Source organism: Streptomyces tsukubensis (assembly GCF_003932715.1).
In the GTDB taxonomy this organism is placed as follows: domain Bacteria; phylum Actinomycetota; class Actinomycetes; order Streptomycetales; family Streptomycetaceae; genus Streptomyces; species Streptomyces tsukubensis.
On sequence record NZ_CP020700.1, the window covers coordinates 6,620,438 to 6,634,343 of the forward strand.

The window sequence follows — 13,906 nt, forward strand, 5'->3', positions numbered from 1 at the left end:
GTCCCCGGCACCTCTCGTACGCCCGCACCGCCCGCACCCCCATGCAACGCCCCGTACCGCCCCGCACAGAACGGCACCACGGCACCTCCCCGGTAGAACAGGGCCCCGACAGCGACGACGGGCACCCCTCGACGGCGTCACCCCCACGACGGCACCCAGAGGAGAACCATGATCACCAACCCCCGGCAGCCCCGCCGCACCCCCCTCCCCCTCCGCGCGGCCGCCCCCGCCGCACTCGCCTGCGGTCTGGCGCTCGTGTTCGGGACCGCGCAGCCGGCCGCCGCCCACGCGGGCGTGACCGCCTCCGACCCCCGCGCCCTCGCCAAGAACGTGACCGTGACCCTCACCTCCGAGGCGGAATCGGCGAAGGCGGGCATCACCAAAATCCAGGTCGTCCTGCCCCAGGGCCTGTCGCCCGCCGCGGTCACCCTCAAGAACGCCCCCAAGGGCTGGAAGTTCATCCACTCCCAGGGCGGCTACACCGTCCACGGCACCGCCCTCCCGACCGGCAAGGACGCGGTGCACAGCATCGCCGTCCAGCAGCTCCCCGATGCGAAGGAGCTGATATTCCGGGTCCTGGAGACCTACAGCGACGGTTCCGTCTCCCGGTGGATCGAAGACCCCGGCGTGGACGGCTCGGACAATCCGGCACCCGTGCTGAAGCTGAAGGCCAAGGCGCCCGGCGCGGTCCGGGTCCCGATCGACCCGGCGCGGGTGGAGACGGACCCGCCCACGGCGCTCACTCCGGCACCCGCCCCCTCGGCCGCGGCGCCCTCGGCCCCCGCCGAGGCACCCACCGCCACCGCGTCGACGCTCCCCTCCGCACCCCCCACCGACGGCGGCAGCCCGACCGGGGTCGCGGTGAAGACGTCGACCGGGGACGACGACGGTGGAAACGGGCCGGTCATCGCCGTCGTGGCGGGTGTTGCCGCCCTGCTGGCGGCCGGTGGGTTCGTGGCGTACCGGCGCCGCTCCTCCGGGAGCTGAGCCGGGGCCCGGCCCCCCGGTCGGGCCTTACGCCCCGGTCAGGGGCTGTTCCGTCCAGATGACCTTGCCGTCCGGGGTGTAGCGGGTGCCCCAGCGGTCGGCGAACTGGGCCACCAGGAACAGCCCCCGGCCGCCCTCGTCCGTGCTCGCGGCCTGGCGCAGATGCGGCGAGGTGCTGCTGTGGTCGGACACTTCGCAGATCAGGGCGCGGTCGCGGATCAGCCGTACCCGGATCGGCCCCACCGCGTACCGGATCGCGTTGGTGACCAGCTCGCTGAGGATCAGCTCCGTCGTGAACGCCTCGTCCTCCAGCTCCCACTCCTTCAGGGTGCCCGCGACCCGCGCCCGTACCTCGGCCACCGCCGACGGGTCGGACGGGACGTCCCATTCGGCCACCCGCGAGGCGTCCAGGACCCGCGTCCGCCCCACCAGCAGGGCGATATCGTCCCGCGGGCTCTCCGGCAGCAGGGCCCGCAGCACCGCCTCGCAGGTCTCGTCCGGGGTGCGGCCGCCATGGCCCGAGAGGGTGTCGCGGAGCAGCGTCAGGCCCTCGTCGATATCCCGGTCGCGGTCCTCGACCAGCCCGTCGGTGTACAGCACCAGGGTGCTGCCCTCGGGGAGCCGCAGCTCCAGGGTTTCGAACGGCAGCCCGCCCAGGCCCAGCGGCGGACCGCCGGGCACGTTCGCGAACGCGGCCGTCCCGTCCGGATGGACGACCACGGGCTGGACATGGCCGGCCCGGGCCATCGTGCACCCCCCGGTCGCCGGGTCGTAGATCACGATCAGACAGGTGGCGCCGGTGACCCCGGCCTCCGCCGCCGCCTCCGCCTCGCTGTCCTCCTGGTCGATCCGGACCACCAGCTCGTCCAGATGCCACAGCAGCTCGTCCGGCGGCAGGTCGAGGGTGGAGAAGTTGTGCACCGCCGTCCGCAGCCGGCCCATGGTCGCCGCGGCGTGCAGCCCGTGGCCGACGACGTCCCCGACCACCAGCGCGACCCGGGAGCCGGGCAGCGCGATGATGTCGAACCAGTCGCCGCCGACCCCGCCGAGCCCGCCCAGGCCCGCCTGCGCCGGACGGTAGCGGAACGCCGTCTCCAGGGCGCTCTGCTCCGGCAGCCCGCGCGGCAGCAGACTGCGCTGCAGCGTCACCGCCATGGTGTGCTCGCGGGAGTAGCGGCGGGCGTTGTCGACGCTGACCGCGGCCCGTGCCACCAGCTCCTCCGCGAGGGAGCGGTCCTCCTCCTCGAAGGCCTCCGGCCGGTCCGAACGCCAGAACATCGCCACCCCGAGGATCGCGCCGCGCGCCCGCAGCGGTACCGCGATCATCGAGTGGAAACCCGCCTCGACCAGCCGCCGGGCCCGGGCCTGGGACTGCTGCTCCCAGCCGGTGTACGCGCCCAGATCGGTTTCCAGGACGCCCTCGCCCTTGCCCAGGCCCTCACCCAGCGGTGTGCCGGGCAGAAAGCGGATCGTCGTCCCCAGCGGGAACAGCGCGGTGTCGTCCCGCGGACCGCTGAACGCGGTACGCCGCATATCGGCGCCCGCGCCCGTGGCCGTCGGCTCCTCACCGCGCAGCACCGTCTCCACCAGATCGACCGTCGCGTAGTCGGCGAACCGGGCGGCCGCGAACCCGGCCAGCTCCTCGCAGGTGCGGACCACGTCCAGGGTCGTGCCGATCTCGTCGCCCGCGTCGTACAGCAGCCGCAGCCGCTGCTGGGCCACGTCGACCCGGCCGCTGAGCGCCGCCAGCTCGGTGGTGTCGCGGATCGTCGCGACCGTACCCGGGGGCCCGCCGTCCTGATCGGTGGCCCGCTGGTTCACCGCCAGCAGCCGCCGCCCGACCCGGTAGACCTCGTCGCTGGCGATCCGGCCCGACGACAGCAGCCGGGCCGTATGCGGGTCCAGGTCCAGCTCGTCGACCGTACGGCCCTCGACCTCGGCGGGCAGCCCCAGCAGCCTGCGCGCCTCGTCGTTGACGAGCAGCAGCCGCCGCTCGCCGTCCAGGATCAGAACGCCTTCCCGCACCGCGTGCAGCACCGCGTCGTGGTGTTCGTACATCCGGGTCATCTCCTCGGGACCCAGCCCATGGGTCTGGCGCCGCAGCCGCCCGCTCACCAGGGCCGTGCCGACGGTGGCGAGCAGCAGAACGCCCGCGGCCACCCCGAACAGCAGCGGGAACTGCTCCTCGACGACCCCGCTCACACGTTCCAGTGTCACGCCTGCCGACACCAGACCGATGACCGAGCCGTCGGCGCCGTGCACCGGAACCGTGGCCTGCACCAGCGGGCCCAGCGGCCCGCCGACCTGCTCCTCGACCACCCCGCCGCGGAGCGCGGGCCCGGTGTCGCCGGTGAACTGCTGACCGATCAGACCGGGCAGGGGCGAGGTGAGCCGCCGGCCTTGGGTGTCCAGGACCACCACGAAGTCCACGCCCGACAGCTTGCGGGCCGTCTCCGCCTTCGGCTGGAGCACCGCCGTCGGATCCGGGCTCTTCAGCGCCTCTTCGAGACCGGGGGCGTTCGCGAAGGTCTCGGCCACCGCGAGGGAACGCCGGGTGGCCTCCCGCTCGCTGTCCGAATGCGACTGGAGCACGAGCGCGGCCATCCCGGCGGCCACCAGCAGGATCACAATGACGACCTGGAGGAGGAAGACCTGGCCCGCGACGCTGCGCATATGGAGCGGTCCCTGCGCCCGGCGCGTACGCGGGTGGCGGGGCGGGCGACCGGAGCGTGCGGTCATGTCCTCTTTCTACACCCGTCGGATGGGGCGGGCTATCCGCGCACGGCAGAGCGCGCGGTGCGGTGGCGCCGGGCGTTCGGGGGCACCACGCGCATGACCCGGCGCACACCGGAGGGCCCGCACGCGGTCGGCCCGTCCGGGGCCGCCGCCGTACGCTCCCCGGCCTGCACCGGCACCCCGCGCGCCGGGCGCGCGCGGGGGACACCCGGTGGCGGAGGCACCGCGGTCATACGCCCGACGGACTCGGGTCCCCGGCCTGCGCCGGGCCCTCCGGCGCGGCGGGCGCCGCCGGACGGGCGGCCCCGTCCAGCATCCGGGCCTCCTGCTCCGGGCTGCGGGTGTCCAGGCTCAGGACCGTCGTCAGCGCCTCGGCCACGGCCGCCCCGGGTGCCGGTACGGGCCCCTCCGCCCGCCAGGCCACAAAACCGTCCGGGCGCACCAGCAGCGCGCCGCCCGGCTCCACACCGTGCGCCACCGACCAGTCGGCGCCCTCCTCCGGCACCAGATCGGCGTCCGGGCCGCGGCCGAAGGTGAGCACCTCCAGCGGCACCGACAGCCTGGCCGCGTCCTGGTGCGCCACCTCCCGCCAGACCGACCCCTCCGCGCAGAGCAGCACCGGCACCCGCTCGTAGAGGTCGATGGTCGAGATCCGCTCGCCCGCGCGGGTGACCCACAGATGCGGCGCCCGGGTGCCCGGCGCGCCCGTGATCCGCATGGCGTCCGGGACCACCGGCGCCCCCGGGTCGGCGCCCGCGACCGCGCCCTGCGGATAGCAGTACCCCATCGCCACCGTCAGCACATTGCCCCGGCGGGTCGTCGCCGTGGGCCCCGGGGCGTACCCCGGATGGCTGTGCTCCGCCGAACGGGCGGACGCCCGGGCACTGGTGGCCCGGGCCACCGGCAGCCGCTCGGCGCCGTAGGTCTCCAGCAGCCCGGGACCCGCCCAGCCCTTGAGGACCGCGGCCAGCTTCCAGCCCAGGTTGTGCGCGTCCTGGATGCCCGTGTTGGAGCCGAAGGCGCCCGTCGGCGACATCTCGTGCGCCGAGTCGCCCGCCAGGAACACCCGCCCCGACGAATACCGCTCGGCGACCCGCTCCGCCGCATGCCACGGCGCCTTCCCGGTGATCTCCACATCCAGCCCCGGCACCCCGACCGCGGCCCTGATGTGGTCCCGGCACCGCTCGTCCGTGAACGCCTCCAGCGGCTCCCCGACCTCCGGATGCCAGGGGGCGTGGAAGACCCACCGCTCCCGGTTGTCCACCGGCAGCAGCGCCCCGTCCGCACCCGGGCTGGTCAGATAGCAGACGATGAACCGGCGGTCCCCGACCGCCTCGGCGAGCCCGTGCGAGGTGAACGTCATGCTCACGTTGTGGAACAGCTCGCCGTTGCCGCTCTGGCCGATGCCGAGCGCCTCCCGCACCGGGCTGCGCGGACCGTCCGCCGCGACCAGATAGTCCGCCCGTACGGAGAACCGCACCCCGGTCGCCCGGTTCTCCACCAGCCCCGTCACCCCCTCATCGTCCTGCTCGAACGAGACCAGCTCATGGGAGAAGCGCAGATCGGCGCCGTACTCCCGGGAACGGGCGTCGAGCACCGGCTCGATGTCGTTCTGGCTGCACAGACACCAGCCGCTCGGGCTGATCGCCCGGTGCCCGCCGCCCGGGTCGATCTCGCGGAACAGCCACTCCCCGTCGTCCCCCAGCAGCCCCCGCGCCTGGAGGATCCCGTGGTTGCCCGCCAGGACCGCCGACGCCTCCCGGATCTCGGCCTCCACCCCGGCCACCCGGAACAGCTCCATCGTGCGCAGGTTCATCCCCCGCCCGCGCGGATGCTCCGAGGTGCCCGAATGCTTCTCGACGAGCAGATGCGGAATGCCGTGGCGGCTGAGGAACAGAGAGGTCGACAGGCCCACCAGGGACCCGCCCACGACAAGGACCGGGACCCGGAGCGCGGGGGCCCCGGAATGCTGTGCTGCGGTTGCGGTCGCGGAGTGCTTCACGGGCTCGTCCATGGCTTCTCTGTGCCCGGTGCAGGAACGGTTCCCCCGCTCATTCACCCGCATGGTGCCCATCTCTCGCGCCACTTGCGCGGGCCGACCACGATCGGATCACGGGAGCGCCCCGCGCTCCGCGGGACCGGCCGGTGCGGCCGGACGGACCGGGCCGGGCCCGGCCCGCCCGGCTCGTCGACCGTCCCCGGCGGGCCGGCCGGAGCATCCCGTACCGAATCCGGAAACGGAACATCAGCCAAGGCACAGGCGACGGACGTGACGACGGAGCGGCGGGCCACCGCGCCCGCGACCGCCGGGCGTGGTCGCGAAGGAGTGTGAACACCGATGACCACCCTGTCGGAACGCATATCGCAGTCCGTCTTCGACGGCTCCCGGCTCCGCGTGATCCTCCTGCTCGACCTCTACGAAGGAGCCCAGAAGGAGTTCCTGGAGGCGTACGAGCACATGCGCAACAGCGTGGCCTCGGTCCCCGGCCACATCAGCGACCAGCTCTGCCAGTCCATCGAGAACCCGTCGCAGTGGCTGATCACCAGCGAATGGGAGAGCGCACCGCCCTTCCTGGCCTGGGTCAACAGCGAAGAACACGTCCAGACCGTCCAGCCGCTGCACTCCTGCGTCCGCGACACCCGGTCGCTGAAGTTCAACGTGCTGCGCGAGACCGGACAGGCCTTCAGCATCAGCCCCGACCAGCGGCGCAAGCCCGCCGACGCCCGGGCGTCCGTCCGGGTCGGCGACGGCGTCGTCCGCCACGCCCTCACCTTCACCGTGAAGCCGGGCAGCGAACAGACCGTCGCCAAGATCCTCGCCGGCTACAGCTCTCCCGCCGCCCGCGTCGACGACCACACCAGGCTGCGCCGGACGTCCCTGTTCATGCACGGCAACCGGGTGGTCCGGGCCATCGAGGTCCAGGGCGATCTGATGGCCGCCCTGCGGCATGTGGCCAAACAGCCCGAGGTACGGGCCGTCGAAGAGGCCATCAACCCGTATCTGGAGCAGGACCGGGACCTCGACGACGCCAACTCGGCCCGGGTCTTCTTCACCCGGGCGGCCCTGCCCGCCGTCCACCATGTGTCGGCCGAGGGCAGACCACCCGCCGAAGTCAACCGGCACGCCCTCTTCTACCAGGCAAAAGAGGGCTGCGGACTGGCCGTGGCCCGGCTCCTCGCCCAGCAGGACGAGGAAGCCGCGGAACACGACCGGGACCCGATCGTCTCCTCCACCGTCTTCCACCGCGACGACGTCGTCGTCCGGCTGATCGACGTCAGCGGGCCGATCGCGGACCACACCGTCCTCGCCCTCGGAGTCCAGGGCGCCCGCAAGACCGCCACCCTCGCCAAGCTCCTCGCCGACGGCGACGAGCTGCCGCACACGGCGGCCGAGATCGCGGAGGGCGACCCGGGCGTCGCCCGCTTCGTCAACCGCGCCGATATGCAGCTCATCACCGACCGGTTCGCCCCGGACGAGACCTGACCGGCGCCGACCGCACCACCTGCACGCAACGCCCCGGGACCGGCCCGGGCGGCGCGCACCGGCCGACGCGCCCGGAACGCCCGGACCGGCACCCCCATCTGGAGGAAGACAGCATGACCACGCACAGCCCACGCATCGTGGACCTCAGCGAGACGCAGCCCAACACCCGGCGCGGCGGCGATCTGCGCGCCATGCTCACACCCACCGCGGTGGGCGCCACGAGCGGCTTCATGGGCGTCGCCATCGTGCAGCCGGGCGAGTTCATCGCGGAGCACTACCACCCGTACTCGGAAGAGTTCGTGTACGTCGTGAGCGGACTCCTCGAAGTCGATCTGGACGGCGAACCCCACCCCCTCCGGCCCGACCAGGGGCTCCTCATCCCCAAGGAGCTGCGGCACCGCTTCCGCAACGTCGGCAATGTCGAGGCCCGGATGGTCTTCCACCTCGGCCCGCTGGCCCCCCGCCCCGACCTCGGCCATGTCGACACGGAGGTCAATCCGGCGGGCGCCCCGGCCGGCGGCCCGCCGGAACGGTCCGGAGCCGTCTCATGACCCGGCGGGTGGCGGTCACCGGGGTCGGCGTCGTCGCCCCCGGCGGGGTCGGCGCCCCGGCGTTCTGGGACCTGCTCGCGAACGGGCGTACCGCGACCCGCGGCATCACCCTCTTCGACCCGGCCGGGTTCCGCTCCCGGATCGCCGCCGAGGTCGACTTCGAGCCCGCGGCCCACGGGCTCAGCCGCAAGGACACCGAACGGCAGGACAGGTACATCCAGTTCGCGCTGGTCGCGGCCGCCGAGGCGATACGCGACGCGGGGCTCGACCCCGACCGGGAGGACCCCTGGCGGACCGGTGTCTTCCTCGGCAGCGCGGTGGGCGGCACCACCCGGCTGGAGCACGACTACGTTGCCGTCTCCGCCTCCGGCACCCGCTGGGGCGTCGACCACCGCCCCGCCGCACCCCATCTCCACCGGGCGTTCTCCCCCAGCACCCTCGCCTCCGCCGTCGCCGAGCAGTGCGGCGCCAAGGGGCCGGTGCAGACCGTCTCCACGGGCTGCACCTCGGGCCTCGACGCCGTCGGCTACGCCTTCCAGGCCATCGAGGACGGCCGCGCCGACGTCGTCGTCGCGGGCGCTTCGGACTCCCCGATATCCCCGATCACCGTCGCCTGCTTCGACGCCATCAAGGCGACCTCCCCCAACAACGACGACCCCGAGCACGCGTCCCGCCCCTTCGACGCCGACCGCGACGGATTCGTCATGGGGGAGGGCGGCGCCGTCCTCGTCCTGGAGGAGCTGGAGCACGCCAGGGCCCGTGGCGCCACCGTCTACTGCGAGATCGGCGGGTACGCCACCTTCGGCAACGCCTACCACATGACCGGGCTCACCCCCGAAGGCCTGGAGATGGCCCGCGCCATCGACACCGCCCTCGACCACGCCCGTATCGCCGGCACCGCCGTCGACTACGTCAACGCGCACGGCTCCGGCACCAAGCAGAACGACCGCCACGAGACCGCCGCCGTCAAACGGTCGCTGGGCGACCACGCGTACAAGACGCCGATGAGCTCCATCAAATCCATGGTGGGCCACTCCCTCGGCGCGATCGGCGCCATCGAGCTGGTGGCCTGCGTCCTCGCGATGGACCGCCAGGTCGTCCCGCCGACGGCCAACTACAACACCCCCGACCCCGAGTGCGACCTGGACTACGTGCCCCGCACCGCCCGCCCCCGGAAGCTGCGCACCGTGCTCTCCGTCGGCAGCGGCTTCGGCGGGTTCCAGTCCGCGGTCGTCATGACCCGGCCCGGCAGCCGGACCAGTGGGAGGACCTGATGGGCAGCGCGAGCAGGCCGGCGAACCGCCGCCGGACGGCACCGGAGCGCCGGACCGTCGTCACCGGCATCGGGGTCGTCGCCCCCAACGGCATCGGCGCCGACGTCTTCTGGAAGTCCACACAGGAGGGCATCAGCGTCCTCGACCGGGTGACCCGGGAGGGCTGCGAGCAGCTTCCGCTGCGGGTCGGCGGCGAGGTCCGCGATTTCGAACCCGGCGCCATGGTCGAGGACCGCTTCCTCGTCCAGACCGACCGCTTCACCCATTTCGGGATGGCCGCGGCCGATCTCGCCCTCGCCGACGCCCGGCTCGGCCGCGCCGACTACGAGAAGTTCCCCTTCGGCGTCGGCGTGGTCACCGCCTCCGGCTCCGGCGGCGGCGAGTTCGGGCAGCGCGAACTCCAGCAGCTGTGGGGCCGCGGCTCCCGGTTCGTCGGCCCCTACCAGTCGATCGCCTGGTTCTACGCGGCCAGCACCGGCCAGATCTCCATCCGCGGCGGCTTCAAGGGCCCCTGCGGGGTGGTGTGCAGCGACGAGGCGGGCGGCCTCGACGCCATCGCCCATGCCGCCGGGGCCGTCGTCCGCGGCACCGACGCCGTCGTCGTCGGTTCGGCCGAGGCGCCGCTCGCCCCGTACTCCGTCGTCTGCCAGCTCGGATACGAGGACCTGAGCCGGGCCGACGATCCGGAGCGCGCGTACCGCCCCTTCACCGCCGAGGCCTGCGGTTTCGCCCCCGCCGAGGGCGGCGCGATGCTGGTGGTGGAGGAGGAGAGCGCGGCGCTGGCCCGCGGGGTGCGCCCCCGGGCCCGGATCGCCGGGCACGCCGCCACCTTCACCGGCCCCGGGAACTGGGCGGCGTCCCGGGAGGGGCTGGCCCGCGCCGTCCGGGGCGCGCTGGAGGCCGCCGGAGCCGCCCCGGAGGAGATCGACGTGGTCTTCGCCGACGCCCTGGGCACCCCCGAGGCCGACCGGGCGGAGGCCCTCGCCATCGCCGACGCGCTCGGCAGCCACGGCACCCGGGTGCCGGTGACCGCCCCCAAGACCGGTATCGGCCGGGCCTACTGCGGCGGTCCGGTGCTGGACGCGGCCGCCGCCGTCATGGCCATGGAGCACGGCCTCGTACCGCCCACACCGAACGTCTTCGACGTCTGCCACGACCTCGACGTCGTCACCGGGAAGGCGCGGCGGATGCCGCTGCGGACGGCGCTGGTGCTCAGCCGGGGCCTCATGGGGTCGAACGCGGCGCTGGTGCTGCGCAGCGCGGCCCCGGAGTGACCGCGGAGGCCGGCCTGTCGCGCGGGGCCGCGCACGGGCCCGGAGCGGCCGGCACCGGCTGAGGACCGGCCCCGAACCACCGGATTTCCCCACAGCACGAAGGAGTACCCCCATGGACAGCCTGACCTCCGGCGCACTGGCCGAACTGATGCGCAAGAACGCCGGTGTGAACGTCGACCCGGAGACCTTCGCCGGCGCGCCCGACACCCCCTTCGAGGACTACGGCCTCGATTCGCTCGGCCTCCTCGGCATCGTCGCCACGCTGGAGAACCAGTACGGCCGCCCGATGCCGCAGGACGCGGAGCGCTGCAGGACCCCCCGCGAGTTCCTCGCCCTCGTCAACGACACCCTTCTCAAGAGCGGAGCCTGAAGTGCCCGGACACACCGAGAACGAGATCACCGTCGCCGCACCCCTGGACCTCGTCTGGGACATCACCAACGACCTGGAGAACTGGCCGGAGCTGTTCAGCGAATACGCCTCGGTCGAGGTCCTCGACAGGTCTGGCGACACCACCACCTTCCGGCTGACCATGCACCCGGACGAGAACGGGAAGGTGTGGAGCTGGGTCTCCGAGCGCACCCCGGACCGGGCCAACCGGCAGGTGAGGGCCCGCCGGGTGGAGACCGGGCCGTTCCAGCACATGGACATCGAGTGGGAGTACACCGAGGTCCCCGGCGGTACGAAGATGCACTGGCGGCAGGATTTCGCGATGAAGCCGGACGCCCCCGTCGACGACGAGTGGATGACCGACAACATCAACCGCAACTCCAAGATCCAGATGGCGCTGATCCGCGACAAGATCGAGGCTCGCGCGCGGGCGGGGGCGCGACGATGAGCGCGGGCACCGGCACCGGCACCGGCATCGGCCGGACGGCAGCGGAGGCGGGTACGGGCTCCGCCCACCGGGCGCTGATCGTGGCGCGGATGGCGCCCGGTTCGGCGGACGGGATCGCGGGTCTGTTCGCCGCCTCCGACCGGGGCGAACTGCCCCATCTGGTCGGCGTCAAGCGGCGCAGCCTCTTCCAGTTCGGCCCCGATCTGTATCTCCATCTGATCGAATCGGACCGGCCACCGGGCCCGGAGATCGCGAAGGTGACCGAGCACCCCGATTTCCGCGAGCTGAGCGACCGGCTCCAGGCGTACGTCTCCCCGTACGACCCGGCGACCTGGCGTTCGCCGAAGGACGCGATGGCCCGTCAGTTCTACTCCTGGCAGAGCGACTGACACCACCGGTCCGCGGATGCGGTACGGCCCCGGGAACCCGTCGGACGGGTTCCCGGGGCCGTACCTGTGCGCCGCCGGCGTCGTGCACTATTCGGCGCGTTCGGGCACCACGGACTCGAAGGCGTGCAGATAGGCGTTGACGGGCCGGATCTCCCCGACCGGCAGCCCGGCCTGCGTCATCCGCTCCACCATGCTGTCGCGGGTGTGCTTCGCGCCGCCCACGTTCATCAGCAGCAGCAGGTCCATGGCGGTGGTGAACTTCATGGACGGGCTGTCGTCGACGAGGTTCTCGATGACGACGACCCGGGCGCCCGGCCGGGCTGCGGAGATCACGTTCCGCAGGGTCGCGAGCGTGCTGTGGTCGTCCCACTCCAGGATGTTCTTGATGATGTAGAGGTCGGCCGAGACCGGGATCTCCCGGCGGCAGTCCCCGGGCACGATGTCCGCCCGGTCCGCCAGCTCGCCGCCCTCCCGCAGCCGGGGATCGGCCTTGGCGACGACATCGGGCAGGTCCAGCAGGGTGCCGCGGAGCTGCGGGTGCTTCTCCAGCAGGCTCGCCAGGACGTGCCCCTGGCCGCCGCCGATGTCGACGACGGAGGAGACCCCGGTGAGGTCGAGCAGATCGGCGACCTCCAGCGCGGACTGACGGCTGGAGGTGGTCATGGCCCGGTTGAAGACATGGGCCGATTCATGGGCGTCCTGGTGGAGGTACTCGAAGAAGCCCTTGCCGAAAAGCTCGTCGAAGACGTTGTCCCCGGTGCGCACCGCGTTGTCGAGATGCGGCCAGGCCGCCCAGGTCCACGGTTCGGTGCACCACAGGGCGATGTACTTCAGCGACTGCGGATCGTCCTCGCGGAGCATCCGGGACATCTCCGTGTGGACGAACGTGCCGTCGGGGCGCTCGGTGAAGATGCCGTAGCAGGAGAGGGCCCGCAGCAGCCGCCGCAGCGGCTTGGGTTCGGCGTGGACGACGGCGGCGAGCTTCTCGACGGTGGTGGGCGCGTCCCCGAGCGCGTCGGCGACGCCGAGCCTGGCGGCGGCGCGTACGGCCGCGGCGCAGGCCGCCCCGAAGACGAGTTCGCGCAGCCGCATCGCCGGTGGGGGCAGTGCGGTGGCGTCGGCGAGCTGGGTGGTGGGTCTGGTGCCGAGGGTTGTCATGGCGTTCGCTCGTTCTCCTGCTCTCCCGGCGCGGGGGTGCGGCGGGTTCGGCGGTTCGGTACGGAGTCGGGGGCGGGGGGGCTCGTAACGTGGGCTCAGCAGAGGCCCGCGGGCTTGGACGAGGCGCAGGAGTTCTTCCGGAACGTGTTGCCCGTGCCGTTGCCGCGGTCGACCAGATCGGCGGCGACGTTCTCGGTCACCGTGTTGTGCTCGATGACGTTGCCGGTGTTGGTGGCCCCGACATAGCTCTCGGCCAGCACGATCCCACCGGCCAGCAGGGTGTCGCTGTGGTGGCCGCGGACCGAGTTGCCCTTGATGAGGGTGGCGTCCGAGCCGGTGAGCACGATCCCGGAGCCCTGGATCGCGGGCAGCCGGGGCGTCGCCGCGCAGAACTTGTTGTTCTCGTGGATGGTGTTCGAGCGGATGGTGATATCGCCCGAGCCCGGCTTCGACTCGTCGCTGACGACGAAGATGCCCGCGCAGTTGGCGGTGATCTCGTTGGAGTGGGTGGAGACGTTCCTGATCCGCTTCAGCATCACCCCGAGCCGGTTGTCGGTGAGGGTGTTGTCGGCGACGACCGTGCCGAGGCTGTCGGTGGCCGCGGCCTCGTGCCCGACGATGTTCGTGAGCATGATGCCCGCGTCCTTGTTCTCCCGCGCGGTGTTGCCGCGGAAGACGGCCCGGGTGGACTTCTCCTGCCCCAGCCCCCAGGTGCCGTTCTTCTCGGCGGTCACTTCCCGGACGGTGAGCCGGTCGGTCCTGGACGCCCACAGACCGCCCTTGGCGGACCCGGAGATCGTCAGGGAGCGGATCGTGACCCCGGTGACCCCGGCGCTCTCCGTCCCGGTGATACAGACCCCGTTGCCCGCCTTCGCGCAGGCACTCTCGGCCCGGTTCTTCGTCTCCGCGGCCGCCGGGGGCGCGATCACGGTGCCGGGGCCCGAGCCCCGCAGGGTGATACCGGAGGTGGTGATCTCCACGCTCTCGCGGTACGTCCCCGGGGACACCAGGATCACATCGCCCGGTGCCGCGGCGTCCACAGCGGCCTGGATGGACTCACCGGGCCGGACCGTGTGACGGCCGCCGTGGTGCGCGGGGGCGGCGGCAACCCCCGCGACGACCGCGACGACCACGCCCGCCACGACGGCCGGCGCACCCGCGCGTCTCCGGTACTGATGGAGTGAATGGTGGTTTTTGTCAGGATTGTTCATACGGCG

General features: G+C 72.8%; 12 protein-coding genes. 8 read left to right on the forward strand and 4 right to left on the reverse strand.

Annotated elements, in window-relative coordinates:
* The first annotated feature begins 168 nt into the window (after window positions 1–168).
* A complete protein-coding gene (locus B7R87_RS27495; RefSeq protein WP_006345762.1) occupies window positions 169–987 on the forward strand; it encodes a DUF1775 domain-containing protein in 819 nt (272 codons plus the stop codon).
* A 27-nt stretch (window positions 988–1,014) separates the two neighbouring features.
* On the opposite strand, the gene B7R87_RS27500 is transcribed toward B7R87_RS27495, so the two are convergent.
* Together B7R87_RS27500 and B7R87_RS27505 are read right to left on the reverse strand one after the other, a co-directional pair.
* Window positions 1,015–3,726, reverse strand: a complete 2,712-nt coding sequence (locus B7R87_RS27500; RefSeq protein ID WP_040913653.1) for a SpoIIE family protein phosphatase/ATP-binding protein — start codon at window positions 3,724–3,726, stop codon at window positions 1,015–1,017.
* 226 nt (window positions 3,727–3,952) lie between these two features.
* Window positions 3,953–5,737: an FAD-dependent oxidoreductase gene (locus tag B7R87_RS27505; protein ID WP_130584694.1), complete on the reverse strand. Its 1,785-nt coding sequence runs from the start codon at window positions 5,735–5,737 to the stop codon at window positions 3,953–3,955.
* A gap of 324 nt (window positions 5,738–6,061) precedes the next feature.
* On the opposite strand from B7R87_RS27505, the gene B7R87_RS27510 reads away from it, so the two are divergent.
* The 7 genes from B7R87_RS27510 to B7R87_RS27540 all read left to right on the forward strand — a co-directional run bounded on the left by B7R87_RS27510 (window position 6,062) and on the right by B7R87_RS27540 (window position 11,531).
* Entirely contained in the window at window positions 6,062–7,207 is a 1,146-nt protein-coding gene (locus B7R87_RS27510; RefSeq protein ID WP_006345759.1) for a SchA/CurD-like domain-containing protein, read from the forward strand.
* Window positions 7,208–7,320: 113 nt separating this feature from the next.
* On the forward strand, window positions 7,321–7,758 hold the full coding sequence (locus tag B7R87_RS27515) for a cupin domain-containing protein (RefSeq protein ID WP_006345758.1): 438 nt from the start codon (window positions 7,321–7,323) through the stop codon (window positions 7,756–7,758).
* Window positions 7,755–9,032, forward strand: coding sequence for a beta-ketoacyl-[acyl-carrier-protein] synthase family protein (locus B7R87_RS27520; protein ID WP_006345757.1), 1,278 nt, complete (start codon window positions 7,755–7,757; stop codon window positions 9,030–9,032). Before B7R87_RS27515 ends, B7R87_RS27520 begins: the two co-directional genes overlap by 4 nt.
* Window positions 9,032–10,306, forward strand: coding sequence for a beta-ketoacyl synthase N-terminal-like domain-containing protein (locus tag B7R87_RS27525; RefSeq protein ID WP_130584695.1), 1,275 nt, complete (start codon window positions 9,032–9,034; stop codon window positions 10,304–10,306). Before B7R87_RS27520 ends, B7R87_RS27525 begins: the two co-directional genes overlap by 1 nt.
* A 112-nt stretch (window positions 10,307–10,418) precedes the next feature.
* The gene (locus tag B7R87_RS27530; RefSeq protein WP_006345754.1) at window positions 10,419–10,676 is read left to right on the forward strand and encodes an acyl carrier protein; all 258 of its coding nucleotides are present in this window, start codon (window positions 10,419–10,421) and stop codon (window positions 10,674–10,676) included.
* Window position 10,677: 1 nt separating this feature from the next.
* Window positions 10,678–11,142 (forward strand): SRPBCC family protein, encoded by a 465-nt coding sequence (locus B7R87_RS27535; protein WP_006345753.1) that lies wholly within the window; start codon window positions 10,678–10,680, stop codon window positions 11,140–11,142.
* Window positions 11,139–11,531: a TcmI family type II polyketide cyclase gene (locus tag B7R87_RS27540; RefSeq protein ID WP_006345752.1), complete on the forward strand. Its 393-nt coding sequence runs from the start codon at window positions 11,139–11,141 to the stop codon at window positions 11,529–11,531. Before B7R87_RS27535 ends, B7R87_RS27540 begins: the two co-directional genes overlap by 4 nt.
* Window positions 11,532–11,618: 87 nt before the next feature.
* Here the strand turns inward: B7R87_RS27540 and B7R87_RS27545 are convergent, their stop codons facing one another.
* Window positions 11,619–12,689: a methyltransferase gene (locus B7R87_RS27545; protein WP_006345751.1), complete on the reverse strand. Its 1,071-nt coding sequence runs from the start codon at window positions 12,687–12,689 to the stop codon at window positions 11,619–11,621.
* A gap of 95 nt (window positions 12,690–12,784) precedes the next feature.
* A complete protein-coding gene (locus B7R87_RS27550; RefSeq protein ID WP_006345750.1) occupies window positions 12,785–13,831 on the reverse strand; it encodes a right-handed parallel beta-helix repeat-containing protein in 1,047 nt (348 codons plus the stop codon).
* Window positions 13,832–13,906 lie beyond the last annotated feature (75 nt).